The sequence below is a fragment of the Paraburkholderia fungorum genome, assembly GCF_046027605.1.
Lineage (GTDB): Bacteria > Pseudomonadota > Gammaproteobacteria > Burkholderiales > Burkholderiaceae > Paraburkholderia > Paraburkholderia fungorum_F.
This window is the reverse complement of record NZ_JAQQEF010000027.1, coordinates 16,802-31,963: the sequence shown is the minus strand read 5'-3', so window position 1 is coordinate 31,963 and position 15,162 is coordinate 16,802. Positions and strand designations below refer to the sequence as shown.

The 15,162-nt window shown below is 63.0% G+C and carries 14 protein-coding genes; 3 read left to right on the top strand and 11 right to left on the bottom strand.

Going from position 1 to position 15,162, the window contains the following annotated elements:
* Positions 1-178: 178 nt before the first annotated feature.
* The 5 genes from PQR53_RS31420 to PQR53_RS31400 form a co-directional block, all read right to left on the bottom strand.
* On the bottom strand, positions 179-1,381 hold the full coding sequence (locus PQR53_RS31420; RefSeq protein WP_408463016.1) for a class I SAM-dependent rRNA methyltransferase: 1,203 nt from the start codon (positions 1,379-1,381) through the stop codon (positions 179-181).
* A gap of 97 nt (positions 1,382-1,478) precedes the next feature.
* Positions 1,479-2,402: a tyrosine recombinase XerC gene (xerC, locus tag PQR53_RS31415; protein ID WP_408463013.1), complete on the bottom strand. Its 924-nt coding sequence runs from the start codon at positions 2,400-2,402 to the stop codon at positions 1,479-1,481.
* Positions 2,403-2,426: 24 nt separating this feature from the next.
* Complete coding sequence (locus PQR53_RS31410; RefSeq protein WP_408463010.1) at positions 2,427-3,146, bottom strand: DUF484 family protein; 720 nt, start codon at positions 3,144-3,146, stop codon at positions 2,427-2,429.
* A gap of 231 nt (positions 3,147-3,377) precedes the next feature.
* The gene (gene dapF, locus PQR53_RS31405) at positions 3,378-4,256 is read right to left on the bottom strand and encodes a diaminopimelate epimerase (protein ID WP_408463007.1); all 879 of its coding nucleotides are present in this window, start codon (positions 4,254-4,256) and stop codon (positions 3,378-3,380) included.
* Positions 4,257-4,349: 93 nt separating this feature from the next.
* Complete coding sequence (locus PQR53_RS31400) at positions 4,350-5,234, bottom strand: lipid A biosynthesis lauroyl acyltransferase (protein WP_408463004.1); 885 nt, start codon at positions 5,232-5,234, stop codon at positions 4,350-4,352.
* A 277-nt stretch (positions 5,235-5,511) separates the two neighbouring features.
* Here PQR53_RS31400 and metK point away from each other — a divergent pair, with 277 nt between their 5' ends.
* Complete coding sequence (gene metK, locus PQR53_RS31395; RefSeq protein ID WP_408463001.1) at positions 5,512-6,702, top strand: methionine adenosyltransferase; 1,191 nt, start codon at positions 5,512-5,514, stop codon at positions 6,700-6,702.
* A 271-nt stretch (positions 6,703-6,973) separates the two neighbouring features.
* On the opposite strand, the gene PQR53_RS31390 is transcribed toward metK, so the two are convergent.
* The gene (locus PQR53_RS31390; RefSeq protein ID WP_408462998.1) at positions 6,974-7,342 is read right to left on the bottom strand and encodes a hypothetical protein; all 369 of its coding nucleotides are present in this window, start codon (positions 7,340-7,342) and stop codon (positions 6,974-6,976) included.
* 462 nt (positions 7,343-7,804) lie between these two features.
* Between PQR53_RS31390 and PQR53_RS31385 the strand changes: the two genes are divergently transcribed.
* Positions 7,805-8,566 (top strand): phytanoyl-CoA dioxygenase family protein, encoded by a 762-nt coding sequence (locus tag PQR53_RS31385; protein ID WP_408462995.1) that lies wholly within the window; start codon positions 7,805-7,807, stop codon positions 8,564-8,566.
* 60 nt (positions 8,567-8,626) lie between these two features.
* On the opposite strand, the gene PQR53_RS31380 is transcribed toward PQR53_RS31385, so the two are convergent.
* Positions 8,627-8,833, bottom strand: a complete 207-nt coding sequence (locus PQR53_RS31380) for a DUF3185 family protein (RefSeq protein ID WP_179735520.1) — start codon at positions 8,831-8,833, stop codon at positions 8,627-8,629.
* A 219-nt stretch (positions 8,834-9,052) separates the two neighbouring features.
* Between PQR53_RS31380 and mgrA the strand changes: the two genes are divergently transcribed.
* Positions 9,053-10,096: an L-glyceraldehyde 3-phosphate reductase gene (gene mgrA / locus PQR53_RS31375; protein ID WP_408462992.1), complete on the top strand. Its 1,044-nt coding sequence runs from the start codon at positions 9,053-9,055 to the stop codon at positions 10,094-10,096.
* A 193-nt stretch (positions 10,097-10,289) separates the two neighbouring features.
* On the opposite strand, the gene PQR53_RS31370 is transcribed toward mgrA, so the two are convergent.
* From PQR53_RS31370 to PQR53_RS31355, 4 genes are all read right to left on the bottom strand, one after another.
* Positions 10,290-10,475 (bottom strand): hypothetical protein, encoded by a 186-nt coding sequence (locus tag PQR53_RS31370; protein WP_120297341.1) that lies wholly within the window; start codon positions 10,473-10,475, stop codon positions 10,290-10,292.
* 352 nt (positions 10,476-10,827) lie between these two features.
* Positions 10,828-12,117, bottom strand: a complete 1,290-nt coding sequence (locus PQR53_RS31365; protein ID WP_408462989.1) for an MFS transporter — start codon at positions 12,115-12,117, stop codon at positions 10,828-10,830.
* Positions 12,118-12,280: 163 nt separating this feature from the next.
* Complete coding sequence (locus tag PQR53_RS31360; RefSeq protein WP_408463164.1) at positions 12,281-13,729, bottom strand: efflux transporter outer membrane subunit; 1,449 nt, start codon at positions 13,727-13,729, stop codon at positions 12,281-12,283.
* A 62-nt stretch (positions 13,730-13,791) separates the two neighbouring features.
* Positions 13,792-15,117: an efflux RND transporter periplasmic adaptor subunit gene (locus PQR53_RS31355; protein ID WP_408462986.1), complete on the bottom strand. Its 1,326-nt coding sequence runs from the start codon at positions 15,115-15,117 to the stop codon at positions 13,792-13,794.
* Positions 15,118-15,162 lie beyond the last annotated feature (45 nt).

Genomic DNA, 15,162 nt, shown 5'->3' with positions numbered 1-15,162 from the left:
AATGCGCGGCGCGCAAGCTGCGCCGAATGCGTCTGCAAATCCGCTTTGCCGGGCGCGTCAGCCTGACGGCGCGCGGCCCGATCTAGCCGGATATTGAAACATATCTGTCAAGCCGGCGCTCGCGGCGGGGGCGAACCCCTCGGCGGCGCGCCGGAAATAGCCCTGAAACTATGGGCGATCAGGCAATTTGCAACAGCAGGCCTTTTAGATATTCGCCTTCCGGGAATGCGGTGAGCAACGGGTGGTCCACCCCGGCGCCGAGGCGCTTGAGAATCCGTGCATCGACCCGTGCATCGGCCGCCGCGCCGGACACGATCTTCTGGAACAACTCGGAATCGATCGCGCCGGAGCATGAATAGGTGAACAGCAGGCCGCCCGGGCGCAGCAGCTTCAGGCCGGTCAGGTTGATGTCCTTATAGGCGCGCGAGGCGCGGTCCACATGTTCACGAGACGGCGCGAATTTCGGCGGATCGAGCACGATCAGGTCGAAGCGTTCGCCTTCGTCGTAGAGGCGGCGCAGGGTTTTGAACGCGTCGGCGTCGAGCCAGATCGCGCGCTCGGGGTCGAAACCGTTGGCGGCCACGTTCTGTTGCGCGATCGCGAGCGCGTCGCCCGACGAATCGATCGACACCACGCGTTTGGCGCCGCCTTTCAATGCCGCCAGAGAAAAACCCCCGGTGTAGCAGAAGCAGTTCAACACGTCGCGATCTTTTGCCAGCTCCTGCACCAGCAGGCGGTTGTCGCGCTGGTCGACGTAGAAGCCAGTCTTGTGGCCGTTGCGCACGTCGACGTGGTAACGCACGCCGTTTTCGCTCGCGATCAGCGCTTCCGACGGCGCAACGCCTGCCAGCACGCCGGTGATCTGCTCGAGCCCTTCCTTCTGGCGGATCGACACGTCCGAGCGCTCGTAGACGTTCGGGCAGCCCGTCGCGTCGACCAGCGCGGCAACGATCGCTTCCTTCCACGCTTCGACGCCTGTCGCCATGAACTGGCACACCAGTTGGCTGCGCTGGCCTTCGTCCTCGGCGACGTAGTGATCGACGATCAGACCAGGCAGGCCGTCCGCTTCGCCGAAAATCAGCCGCACGGCGCCGGTGTTGTGCACCATCGTTTGACGATGCGCCAACGCGCGCTGCACGCGGCGCTTGAAGAACGCGTGATCGATCGGCTCGGCTTCGTCGAAACTCCACACTCGGGCGCGAATCTGCGACTGCGGGCTGTAGGCCGCCCGGGCGAGGAAGCGGCCGTCGTGCCCGCGCACCAGCACGGTCGCGCCGGGGGCGGGATTGCCGTCGACGCGATCGATCGCGTTGGCATAGACCCACGGATGACGGCGCAGCAGCGATTTTTCTTTCGACGGTTTGAGCGTAACGGTATTCATCAGGGTGTCAGCAGAGCAATAGGCCGCGTGGCTTTCGAAGCACGCAGCGGGTGAAGCGAAGGCGGAGACCGCAAACCGCAAAAACAAATGAGCGGAATCAGTCGCGTTTTTTGGCGCGCGGATGCGCCTGATCGTAGACGTGCGCGAGATGCTGGAAATCGAGCGCGGTATAGACCTGCGTCGCGGTGATGCTGGCGTGCCCGAGCAGTTCCTGCACGGCCCGCAGGTCGCCGCTCGACTGCAGCACGTGCGTGGCAAACGAATGCCGCAGCACGTGCGGGTGCACATTGGCCGGAATGCCGGCGACCAGCGCCGCGCGCTTCACGCGATCGCGCACGACATTCGGCGACAGCCGATTGCCGCGCGCCGAGAGAAACAGCGGATGCGGATCGTGTCTGACCATCTGGTCGCGCACGGCGAGCCACGCATTCAACGCATCGATCGCTTTGCTGCCGACCGGCACGACGCGGCGCCGGTTGCCCTTGCCCAGCACTTCGACTTCCGCGGAGTCGAGCTTGAGCCAGCCCGCGGAGCGGTAGCCGTCGGCCTCGGCGAAACGGGCGTCGAGACCGACCAGTTCGGACAGCCGCAAGCCCGACGAGTAGAACAATTCGAGCATCGCGTGGTCGCGCAAACCTTCGGGCGTCGCGGGGGGAGGGCTTTCCATCAGGCGCGTGGCGTCGTCGACGGAAAGCGCTTTTGGCAGTGCTTTGGGCTGCTTCGGCGCGCGTACGGTGGCGACCGGATTGGCCGGCAGATCGACGCGGCCCGCGAACCAGCGGTAGAACGCTCGCCAGCACGACAGCCGATGGCTGATCGAGCGCGCCGTCAGGCCGCCGGCATGCGCCCGCGAAACCGCACCGCGAATATCGACGGCCGTGAGGCTTTCGAGCGGCCGGCCTTTGGCCAGCAGCTTGAGTTCTTCGAGTTCGTGGGTGTAGCCGCGCAGCGTATGCGCCGACAGTCGCCGCTCATGTTCGAGGTTCGACAGGTAGGCGGCGATCGGGTCGGCTTCGGTCACGATGGCTTATGTGGGCTCGGCGGCTCAGCGCGGCAGCAGACGGCTCAGCGCCGCGCTTGCCAACGCGCCGATCTGCGTCAGGAAATCGGTTGCCATGCCGTCGTGGAAGCGGCGCGGATCGGCCGAACCCATCACCAGCAGGCCGAAGGTGGGCGCTTCTTCCTTGCCTTCGGGGTCGCGCAGCGCGAGCAACGCAATCGATTCGGTGGCGTGCGCGGCCTCGCCCGTACCGCCGGCGGACCCCTCGTCGCTCACCGATGCCACCGCCGGCACCAGCCACTGCGCCGCTTCGAAGCCGGTGTTCGCGCCACAGTAAGGCGTGGTGAGGCTGTTCGCGAAGATTCGCACTTCCTCGCCGACATGGCGCGCGAACTCGGCCTGCCCATACGGCTCGGCTACGTCCCATACGCGCAGCGCCGCTTGCGGCACGTCGAAAATATCGCGCAAACCGTTCGAAATCGTGCGCGGCAGCGCGTAGGGATCGCGCTCGGCCATCACGCGGATGGTCCAGCGATTGAACTTCGAGGCGATGCTGTCGTTTTCGTGACCGTAGCGCAGCAATTCGGCCAAACGCCGTTCGAGATGCTTGTTCTTGTCGCGCAACATTTCCATCTGTCGCTCCTGCAGCGACACCGCGGCTTTGCCGTGCGGGTTCGCAAGCCGGATCGTCGCGAGCATTTCCGCGTGTTCGGCGAAGAATTCGGGGTTGGCGAGCAGATATTCGGCGACTTCGCGATCGTTCATGGTATCGGCTAAAGGACTACGGGACGACGCCTACGGGCGCCGCATCGGTCATGAGTTTGGTCGGCTGGTGAAAAAGCCGCTTTGCCCGGCTCTTCATCGGCTTCTTTGTTGGCCTGTTCATTGGCCTATCGTCGGGCTATTCGTCAGGTCATTCATCGGCCTGGTCGAGACCTCGCACAGGCCACATGCGTGGTATTTCGCGGGCCGATCGATTGGCCACTGATGCGGGTGTCAGACCGGCGCAAGTCCCTCGGCCAGTTCGATCTCGCCTTCGAAGACGGTTGCCGCAGGACCGGCCATCAGCAGCGGTGCGCCGTCTTGCGAGTTGTCCCACGTGATGGTCAGCTTGCCGCCGTGCGTGTGCACCAGCACCGGCGCATCGAGCAGCCCGCGGCGAATGCCGGCAGCGACTGCCGCGCACGCACCCGTGCCGCATGCCAGCGTTTCGCCGGCGCCGCGTTCGTAAACGCGCAGCTTGATCTCGCTACGGCCGACGATCTGCATGAAGCCCGCGTTCACTCGCTGCGGGAAGCGTGCATGCCGCTCGATCACCGGGCCTTCGACGACAACCGGGAAATCCTCGACGTCGTCGACCACTTGCACCGCGTGCGGATTGCCCATCGACACCACGGAGATCCAGCGCGTCACGCCGTGCACATCGAGCGGCCAGAGCGTGTCAGCACCTTCACGGCGGCCTTCGAGACCTTTGGTGGCGAACGGTACGCGCTCCGGTTCGAACACGGGTGTGCCCATGTCGACCAGCACTTCGCCATTCTCCTGCATGGTCAGCACAATGGTGCCGTTCTGCACTTGCACACGGACGCTGCGCTTGTCGGTCAGCCCACTGTCGCGCACGAACTTGACGAAGCAGCGCGCGCCGTTGCCGCAGTGCTCGACCTCGCCGCCGTCGCAATTGAAGATGCGATATCTGAAATCGACGCCGTCTACAGTGGGCTTCTCGACCAGCAGCAACTGGTCGGCGCCGACGCCGAAATGCCGGTCCGCGAGCGCGCGCACCTGCGCCGGTGTCAGGTTGACCGGTTGGGTGTAGCCGTCGAGCACGACGAAGTCGTTACCCGCGCCGTGCATTTTGGTGAATTTCAGTTTCATCACGCTATTGTAAGTGACGCGCCCCAAGGTGGGCCGAACCCACTTTATTTCCGCGTTCGGGCGCTTTTTTCAAAGACCGGTCAAGAAGGCCGGTCAATAGACGTTCGGCTCGCCTGGCGGCCGCGTCTTGAAGCGCTTGTGCACCCAATAATATTGTTCCGGTATCAGGGGAATCTGTTCCTCGAGGAATGCGTTCATGCGGCGCGCGTCGGCCTCGTCGTTGCCGGTGGGGTAGTTTTCCCATGGCTTGAACACCTTGAGACGGTAGCCCTTGTAATTCGGCAGCACCTCGCCGATGAACGGCACCACTTGCGCATGGCCGACCCCGGCGAGGCGTCCCACGGCTGTCAGCGTGCACGTGGGTACGCCGAAGAACGGCACGAACGTCGAGTTGCGCATGCCATAGTCCATGTCGGCGCCGAGCATGACCGGCTTGCGGTCGCGCAACCAGCGCAGCACGATGCGCGCACTGTCGGCGCGGCTTGCCATGTCCGCGCCGAAGCGGCCGCGAGCGGCCTTTGCAACGTCGTCGAGCACCTTGTTGGACATCGGCTGATAGAGCGCGCCGCATTGCCGGCGCAGCGCGTGATTGATAAACACTGAGCCCGCTTCGATGCCGACGAAATGCGCGCCAAGCAGCAGGGTGGGCGGCATGTCGGGATCCAGCAGATCGATCTCGCTATCCACCTGCACGAGCTTTTCGAGCTTTTTCGCCGAGCCGAACCACTGGACGCTGCGCTCAACATAACTGCGGATCGCGTGGCGGAAGTGTTTCTGCGCGATCTCCTCGCGGTGCGCGGCGCTCCACTCCGGGAAACACAAGCTCAGATTGATGTGGACGATGCGCTTACGGTTGCTTGGGATCTGATAGAGCAGCCAGCCCAGCCCGTCGCCCATTCGCGCGACCAGGCCGTAGGGCAGCAAAGCCAAAAATTTCAGGAATCCAATGGCCAGATGGGCGCCGAGACGACTCAACATGCCGCCCCTCCGTTTAGGGCGTCGAGCGACGCTTTGCTCAAGAAACCAGAAGACGGGTCGAAAACCAGCACGGATGAACACTCTGTGACAATCAAAGGAAGTCGCTATAATAAGGGCTTCGCCGAGTTAATAGACAACTTGCGGGGCGAAGCTGGCGGGTGCGATCCATGGGATACGCCCCCTGCCGGTAAGGTAATCCGCTAAAGCGTCGCCGCTTCAAGCTCCCGAAGCTGGCTACGTGAAACTCAACCGTAACCACCAAACAGGAGTCTGCAACGTGGCAAACGACTATTTCTTCACCTCCGAATCCGTTTCCGAAGGCCATCCCGACAAAGTCGCGGATCAGATCTCGGACGCCATCCTCGACGCCATCCTGACGCAAGACAAGTACTCGCGTGTTGCAGCCGAAACGCTGTGCAACACGGGTCTGGTCGTGCTCGCCGGCGAAATTACCACCACGGCGAACGTCGATTACATCCAGGTCGCGCGCAACACGATCAAGCGTATCGGTTACGACAACACGGATTACGGCATCGACTACCGTGGCTGTGCAGTACTGGTCGCATACGACAAACAATCGCCAGATATCGCCCAAGGCGTGGACCGTGCGCACGACAACAACCTCGATCAAGGCGCCGGCGACCAGGGCCTGATGTTCGGTTACGCGTGTGAAGAAACGCCGGAACTGATGCCGCTGCCGATCCACCTGTCGCACCGTCTGGTGGAACGTCAGGCAAATCTGCGCCGCGACGGCCGTCTGCCGTGGCTGCGTCCGGATGCGAAGTCGCAGGTCACCGTGCGTTATGTCGACGGCAAGCCGCATTCCATCGACACGGTCGTGCTGTCCACGCAGCATGCGCCGGACATCGATCTGGCCGTGCTGCGCGAAGCCGTGATCGAAGAAGTGATCAAGCCGACGCTGCCGGCTGACCTGATCAAGGGCAATATCAAGTTCCTCGTGAACCCGACCGGCCGGTTTGTGATCGGCGGTCCGCAAGGCGATTGCGGTCTGACGGGCCGCAAGATCATCGTCGATACGTACGGCGGCGCGGCGCCGCACGGCGGCGGCGCGTTTTCGGGCAAGGATCCGTCGAAGGTCGACCGCTCGGCAGCCTATGCCGGCCGTTACGTCGCGAAGAACATCGTGGCTGCCGGTTTGGCATCGCGCTGCCTGATTCAGGTGTCGTACGCGATCGGCGTGGCTCAACCCACTTCGGTCATGGTCAACACGTTCGGCACGGGCCGCGTGTCGGATGCAACGATCACGAAGCTGGTGCAGGAGCACTTCGACCTGCGTCCGAAGGGCATCATCCAGATGCTCGACCTGCTGCGCCCGATCTACGAGAAGAGCGCGGCCTACGGTCACTTCGGCCGCGAAGAGCCGGAATTCACGTGGGAAGCCACTGACAAAGCATTGGCACTCGCCGAAGCAGCAGGCACCGAACCGGTCGCCGCGCTCGCAGAATAAGCGCAGTCCGCTTCAGCAAAAAACCCCGCCGGCGCGAGCTGGGCGGGGTTTTTTATTGCCATCGAATATGCTGCGGTGGGGTGATGAAGGCGTCAACGCAGTCGCGGCGGTCTGTATCCGCTTGCGGGCGTGGGGGCGTCGTTCGAGGCCGGCTCGGCGGTTCGCTCTCAACGACTCGCGCCTGGCCGCGCATCCGCAGCGCAGACGCCTATCCGGCCGCTGATTCAGCGTCTCATTCAGCGGTCCGCAGACCTTCCATCTAGTCGCTAATTCAGCGACTCGCAAACGCGAACGCAAACCAGCCGGTGCTGCCGCTCGTCGACATACGTCGTGGGCGGCGGCTTGTGCTTTGCGGTGCTGCTACCGGCGCAGTCGGCTTGGCGGTAAGGCGCAGCGGCGTCGGTTTGCGCAGCAGCGTGCGCAGCGAGAAACGGCGCGAACCGCCTCGCAGGCGCAGTGCGGAGAAGAAGGTGTGGAACCACGTGCGAATGCCGTCGACCGCTTTGGCTTCACGCCATTGTTCGCCTAACGCGCGAGTGCGGGTGGCATGGTGACGCAGCGCCCGCACGACATGGCGGCGCGCCGGACGCGCCGCTTTCAACGCGGCGCGGGTAAGACGGGTGCTCAAAAGAGTATGCATGGCTTCACAGGTAGGCAATGTGTCGCGCGACGGAGTGTGCGCCAGAATGAGCACCAAATGTGCCAATGGCGGTGTCGCGAAGGACGACGCGAGAGCCCGGAATTCGACTGATAAGAACGCGGGGGACGGCGGAGTCGGCCACAGCGGCCTGTGTGCGCCGTAAAAGTGCGGGAAGAGCGATCAACATGTGTGAAAGGCTACACGTGAATCGTGACGTCAGAAAGTCCGTTTTTACCCTGCGAATACGGGTTTCTACCGGTAAAACGTGAGATGCCAGCTTGGGGGCTCGCGCCCTTTGCGATCGATTGTCGTGCGAGCTTGCCCTCACAACGTGCTCTGCCAATCGGCTTTCGCATGAAAGTAGTGCGTAAGTCTGCGGCTTCTCGCAAGGCGAAACTGCGCGCAGTCCGATCGCGCCCGTTTTACAATCGAGCATCAGCTAGTCGACAGTAACGGAACACCATGTCACTTCATTCGAAGAAAGAGCAGATTCACACGTTACGAGAGCAGGGTTTCGTCGTCGTGCCCGGATTGGTGTCACCCGAGCGCTGCGGCGAACTGAAGCAGATTGCGGAGCGCCAGTTGCAGGAAGCGGCCGCGCCGATCGAGTTCGAAGCGGATCTGCAGTATCCGGGCGCGCCGGAATCCAAACATGCGCCGGGCGGCCACACGGTTCGCCGCTTGCTGGATGCGTACGGCCGTCATCCGAGTTTTGCGCAATGGGCGACCGCGCCGGAAATTCGTGGCTGGATGGAGTTGTACTTCGGTGAAGAGCCGCGCTTATCGCGGGCGCATCACAATTGCATGATGACCAAGCACCCTGCTTATGGCAGCCTGACCGGCTGGCATCGGGACGTGAGGTATTGGTCGTTCGAGCGTGACGACCTGGTATCGGTGTGGGTCGCAGTCGGGTCGGAGACGGTCGATAACGGCGCGTTGTGGTTTGTGCCGAAGTCGCACGGCGCTGCCTTCACGTCCGAGCGCTTCGACGAGGCCAAGTTTTTCCGCTCCGATCTGGAAGAGAATCAGGCCTTGATTCGCACCGCCGTTTCGCCCGAACTCAAGGCCGGCGACGTGGTGTTCTTTCATTGCAACACGCTGCATTCGGCTGGCAAGAACCTCAGCGATCAGGTGAAGTTTTCTCTGGTGTTTACCTATCACGGGGCGAGCAATGTGCCGCTACCGGGATCCCGCTCGGCGGCCAAGCCGGAAATTGTCTTTTAGGTTTTTAGCCGGGCGCGGCGCGAATGTGTGTTGGTCTCGCGCCGCCTAGGCATCAATGCGCTACCGCTTGCGCCCTGAAACAGCTACCCCGGTCAGGCCGGCAATCGTGGCGATAACGCCGCCCACAATCAGCATGATCGCCTTGTTGGTCGGCGATCCGGTAAACACGCGCGATACCTCGCTGCTGACCGAGTTGAACGCCTGCCCGCCGAAATACAACAACACGATACCGCCGACAACCAGCGCGATTGAAATCGCCTTCGTCATGAATCCACCCCTTCGAGAAGCCTTGATCGGCCAAAGTGTAGGGGAGCTGCAAGCAACCGTCCATCCCGCATGCTCGGCGTCTGCACGCATCACGTCAATTGGCTACCATAGTGGTCTAGCGTCACTCATACCTCAACATAGAATCTGCACGCCTCTCGCAGCATGCGATCTCCTCACGTCCGCAACCGCCGGGCGACTTCACCATCAAGGACACTAGCAATGGCTTACGAAGCAGCTTCAGAACGCTATTCGGACATGCAATACCGCGTCTGCGGCAAATCGGGTCTTAAACTGCCGGCGCTGTCGCTGGGCCTGTGGCACAACTTCGGCGACACCACGCCGATCTCCACGCAGCGCGATATCTTGCGTACGGCCTTCGACCTGGGCATCACTCATTTCGACCTCGCCAACAACTACGGTCCCCCGTACGGCAGCGCCGAAACCAACTTTGGCCGTCTCTTCAAAGACGACTTCAAGCCGTATCGCGACGAACTGCTGATCTCGTCGAAGGCAGGTTGGGACATGTGGCCGGGTCCCTATGGTCAGGGCGGCGGCTCGCGTAAGTACGTGCTCGCGAGTCTCGATCAGAGCCTGCAGCGCATGGGTCTCGATTACGTCGACATTTTCTATTCGCATCGCTTTGATGCTGATACGCCGCTTGAAGAAACCGCCGGTGCATTGGCGAGCGCCGTGCAGCAAGGCAAGGCACTGTACATCGGTATTTCGTCGTACTCGGCAACCAAGACGCTCGAAATGGCCAGGCTGCTCGCTGAGTACAAGGTGCCGCTGCTGATCCATCAGCCGGCGTACAACATGCTCAACCGCTGGATCGAACGCGAGCTGCTGGATACGCTCGAGAAGGTCGGCGCGGGCGCGATCGCGTTCACGCCGCTCGCGCAGGGTCTGCTCACCGGCAAGTATCTGAACGGCGTGCCGGAAGACGCGCGCGTCAACAAGCCGGGCGGCGGTTCGCTGAAGCAGGAGCATCTAAGCCCGCAAAACATCGAGCACGTGCGCAAGCTCAATGACATCGCGCAGCGTCGCGGACAAAGCCTCGCGCAAATGGCGCTCGCATGGGCGCTGCGTGATCCGCGGGTGACGTCTGTGCTGATCGGCGCGAGCCGTGCTGAGCAAGTGCGTGAGAACGTCGGTGCGCTGAAGAATCTCGCGTTCTCGAAGGAAGAGCTGGCAGAGATCGACCACTATGCAACGGAAGGTGGCGTCAACCTATGGGAAAAGCCTTCGACCGATCAGGCAGTCTGATCGAATCAGCGCTTCAACGGTAGGGATTCGTCGTAGCAATAGCAAAGCCGCCCGCTTGGGCGGCTTTTTTAATCAAGGCATTCAGGGACGCACATCTTCCCACGCAGCGACCGAAGCGACTGCGCGTTCAGTCGACCGAACTATCCGGATCGAACTATCCCCGAAGCGTCCAGGCCGTCTTCGCCGGACTCCGCTACACCAGCGCAGGCAAGCCCTCGACCAGCACGACGGCGAACACCACGCCGATCAGCGCGCCGAGCACGCGTAGCGCGTTGTGACGCAACTCCGTCTTGCAGGGAAGCGCGCCGACAAACAGAGCGCCGGCCAGCGCCATCGGGATGACCAGGATGAAATCGCCAATCGTGAAGTAGGTCGTCATACTCGTCTCCTTGTCTAGTACTGGCGCGGGCAGCGGCTCTATTTCTGGAGTCATGCACTGCCAACGCCTGAATCGAGTATAGGCGACGGTTAGATCAACATAACGACGGCTTGCGGCGCTGCAGCGCGTCTTCGCAGGCTGCTGAACCCAATGCTGCAAAGGCCGCTGCGATTGACGCGACGCAGCAAAAGTGTCGTAAAAAATTGAAGCGTTCGCTTACATTGGGCTTTCTTTTTTGAGCATTTTGATGCGCGGCGGATTGTTCCCGTCTGCTGCGATGGGCGTCTTTTCAGGCTTGTCTCCCAGCCGTGTCCGAGTCCGGTTTCGCGAAACGAGCGATCAGGGGCTGCCTTCATCCTGCGGTCCCTTCGCGCTGACGCAAGCGCACAGCCGCAACGATGCCAATGACGAGCAGCACGCCCACCAGTCCCACGACACCATTCCAGCCATAACCGGCCCACACGTGCCCGCCATAGGAACCGACCACGCTGGAGCCGATGTAATACGCGAGCAGATATAGCGCGGCCGCTTGTCCCTTGGCTTCTTTCGCCAGGCGTCCGACCCAGCCGCTTGCCACCGAATGTCCGGCGAAAAAGCCGAACGTGAAGCAGGCGATGCCGATTGCAATTGTCGCGATCGGATGGAACATCGTAAGCGCCAGTCCGAGCGCCATCAGCAGCAGGCCGCCGATCAGCACACGCGCCCGGCCGAATGTATCGGCCATGCGGCCCGACCACGGCGAGGCGATCACGCCCGTCAGATAGACGACGAAAATCGCGCCGATCTCGGTCTGACTCAACTGGTAGGGCGGCGCCAGCAGCCGGTAACCGATGTAGTTGTACAGCGTGACGAAGCTGCCCATCAGCACGAAGCCGAGCAGAAACAGCAGCGGCAAGCCGGGCCGCGTGAATTGCTTCAGCAGCGCAGCGCGATGATGTGCAAAGCCGAGTCCGCGACGCGGCACGAAATGGCGCGACGGTGGCAGTAGCGTGCGAAACGCGAGCATCGAGAGAATGCCGAGCACGCCGATCGTGCCGATTGCCACGCGCCACGAAAACAGATCCGCGACGACGCCGGTAATCACGCGCCCGGCCATCCCGCCGATCGCCGTGCCGCCAACATACAGTCCCATCGCCAGACCAAGCCCATCGGGGTGGACTTCCTCCGCGAGGTACGCCATCGCGACGGCGGGCACGCCGCCCAGCGCGAGGCCTTCGAGCGCGCGCAACACGAGCAGATGATGCCAGTGCGGCGCGATCGAGACGCCGATCGTCAATAGCGCCGACAGTGTGAGCGATGCAGTCATCAGCTTATGACGGCTCCAGCCTTCCGAGACGAAACCGGCCACGAACACGGCGAGCGCGAGCGCGGCCGTCGTCACCGACAGCGACAAACTGCTTTGTGCCGGCGTGACGCTGAACGCCGTGGAGAATGCAGGCAGCAATGGCTGTACGCAATACAGCAGCGAGAAGGTCGCGTAACCGGCGAACAGCAACGCGATGCTGGCGCGCCAATAGGCTCGCGTGCCGCGTTCGAGATAAGGGATGTTGGTGACGTCAGGCACGGCAGAGGAGGCGAAAGTAGCGCGTGAAACAGGAACAGCCGAGGTAGCAGTCCGGTGAGATTCCGGCGATGCGGTCACGAAAAAATCTCCAGGGAGCGCAGGTGGTCGAAGGAGTTAAGGATACGCTGAAAACTCGGACGAGTGCGCGCGACATGCCACGGGGCGTTGCCGCGACGCATGCAACTGGCGTGCTCGCCGCGGTTTGCGCGTCTTGTGGATTCTCAAACCGCGACCACGACCACTAACCGTGCGCCGCCGCCTCGCTCGCAGGCTCGGCGGGATGCACGATCTGTTCGTCGGTCGGCAACGCCGAGGCATCCCAACCGCCGCCCAACGCCTTGACCAACGCGACGCTCGCCGCCATCCGGCGGCGAGCGATCGACACCGCATTCCGTTCGTTGGAAAGCGCTGTGGTTTGCGCCACCACGACGTCGAGATACGTAATCGCGCCGTTTTTATAGCGGTTTGACACGACCGCCAGCGAACGCTGCGCGGCGGCTACCGCGTCGTCTTGCGCGGCGGCTTCCTGTTCGAGCACGCGCAATGCGGCGAGGTTGTCTTCGACCTGACCGAACGCCGTCAGCACTGTCTGGCGGTACTGCGCGACGCTTTCGTCGTAGTGGGCACGGGCTTGCTCTTTCACCGACGCACGTCCGCCGAAGTCGAGCAGCGTGCCGGCCAGTGCCGGCCCGAGCGACCACAGACGGCTCGGCGCCAACAGCCATTGGCTGTAGTTGGTCGCTTCGAGCCCACCCGTCACCGACAAAATCAGACTAGGGAAAAACGCGGCCGTTGCCACGCCGATCTGCGCGTTCATATCGGCGACATGCCGCTCTGCCGACGCAATGTCGGGCCGCCGTTCGAGCAACGCGGATGGCACGCCGGCCGCCGCGACCACCGGCACTGCGGTGAGCGGTGCAGCCGGCAGCGAAAAGGTCGAGGGCGTCTGGCCGATCAGGATCGCGATCGCGTGCTCGAGTTGCGCGCGCTGCACGCCGAGGTCGAGTGCTTGCGCCTGAGTGGTTTGCAATTGCGTTTGCGCCTGCGCGACGTCGGCGTCGGTGGCGATGCCGCCGGCATAGCGGTGTTGCGTCAGATCGAGTGCTTCCTTGTAGGCCTTGATCGTGTCGTCGAGAAGTTGCCGCTCCTGATCGAAACCTCGCAGTTCGAAGTAGTCCGTCGCCAGTTCGGCCTGCATCGAGAGGAGCACGGCTTGCGCATCGGCGGCACTCGCCTGCGCTTCGGCTTTCGCGCCTTCGACGCTGCGCGATACGCGGCCCCACAAGTCCGGTTCCCACGAAGCATCGGCTTGCACGAGGTAATCGTTCAGCGTGAGGCCCGCAGTCGATTTGTGCAGCACATTCTCCGAGCTCCTCGCGCGGGAATAATCGCCGTTCGCGCTGACAATAGGGAAGAAGTTCGAGCGGTATTGCGCCACTGTCGCGCGGGCGGCGCGAAAGCGCGCCTCGGCGGCCTGTACGTTCTGGTTCGCGCTCGCGACCTGCTGCTCGAGCGCGTCGAGCGATGGATCCGCATAGACGCTCCACCACGCGCCGCGCGTGAGCGTGTCGGCGGGTTGTGCGGGCTTCCAGCCGGTGCCTTCGAGTTCCTTGTAGGTCGCGGCGGTGGTGGCTGGCGGCTTGACGTAGTCGGGGCCGACGGTGCAAGCGGAGAGCGAGCAGCCGAACATACCGGCAAGCAGCGCTACACGTGTGAGCCGCGCCGCGAAACGGCGAAGCAATGCCGGCGCGCTCACAGTGCGGCCCTCACGGCTTGCAGACTGGCGACGCGCGCAGCAGGCGCGCTTGCCGCAGCGGCGCCAGAAGCGCCCGCGGCACCTTCGCCAACGGCAGCCGCGCCAGAGGCACCCGCCGTACCCTCGGCACTCGAAGCACCCCCCGCTTTCCCCGGCACGATCCGGACCGGTGCGCCGTCGACGATCGAATCCTGCGGATTCAGAATCACCTGCTCATTGCCTTGCAAGCCGGACGCGACAGCCACGCGCGTACCGAAGTCCGTCCCAAGCGAAACCGGTAGCAGTTTCACCTTGTGCTGTGGATCCACGGTCGCGACCTTGACGCCGTCCGGCCGGAACAGCAGCGCGTTGCCTGGCAGCGTAAACGGTGCCGCGCCCGCACCCAAGGCGAAATGCACTTGCGCATAGGCGCCCGGCAGCAGATCGCCATTGCGATTGTCCACATCGACTTCGACGAGCATGGTCCGTTGTTGCGGATCGACGGCGCCAGCCGTTCGCGCCACCGTGCCCGGATAGTGTTTCGATGGCGTCTCGGTCAGCGTCAGAAACGCAGTCTGCTGCGCGCGAACCTGCAGCGCATATGCTTGCGGCACGTTCACATACACGCGCAGTCTGTCCGCCTGCGCGACATGGAACAGTTCCTTCGCCGGTCCGCCGGAACTGCCCGCGTCGATCAGCGCGCCCACATCGACATTGCGTGCCGTCACGATGCCGTCGAATGGCGCATACACCTTCTGGAACGATTGCGTTTTCTCGAGGCGCGCCACGTTGAAGCGCGCGGCGTCCAGCGTGCCTTTCTTCGCGAGCATGTCGCCGACTTTCTCGTCGGTTTCCTGCTTCGAGACCGACTTGCTTTGCAGCATCCCAGTCCAGCGGTCGGCGGTGCTTTTCGCGAGCGCGTAGTTGGCGTCCGCATTCGCGAGATCGGCGCGGGCGGCGCGCAGTTGATCGTCTACTTCGGGCGTGTCGATTTCCGCGAGCAACTGGCCGTTCTTCACCTTGGCGCCGATGTCCGCGTACCACTTCTTCAGATAGCCGTTGGTGCGTGCGTAAATCGGCGTGTCGAGAAACGCCTGCACGTTGCCGGGCAGCACGAGGTCCAGTCCCACCGTCGACTTCTGCGGGCGCACGACTTCAACGCTCGTCTGACTCGCATGTTCAGCATCACGTTCGAGCGCCGCGTGCGCGTCGTGGCGCGACCAGATGCCTTGTACCGCGAGTATGACCACCACCGCGGCCGCCGCCACGATGATCCAGCGTGCGCGTTTTTGCCTGGCTGGATTGGGCGCGGTGTTGGACCCGTCTGGACGTTTTCCTTCCATCAAACTTCCCCTATCAGAATGCCTGGGCAGTCGACGCTGCCTCTC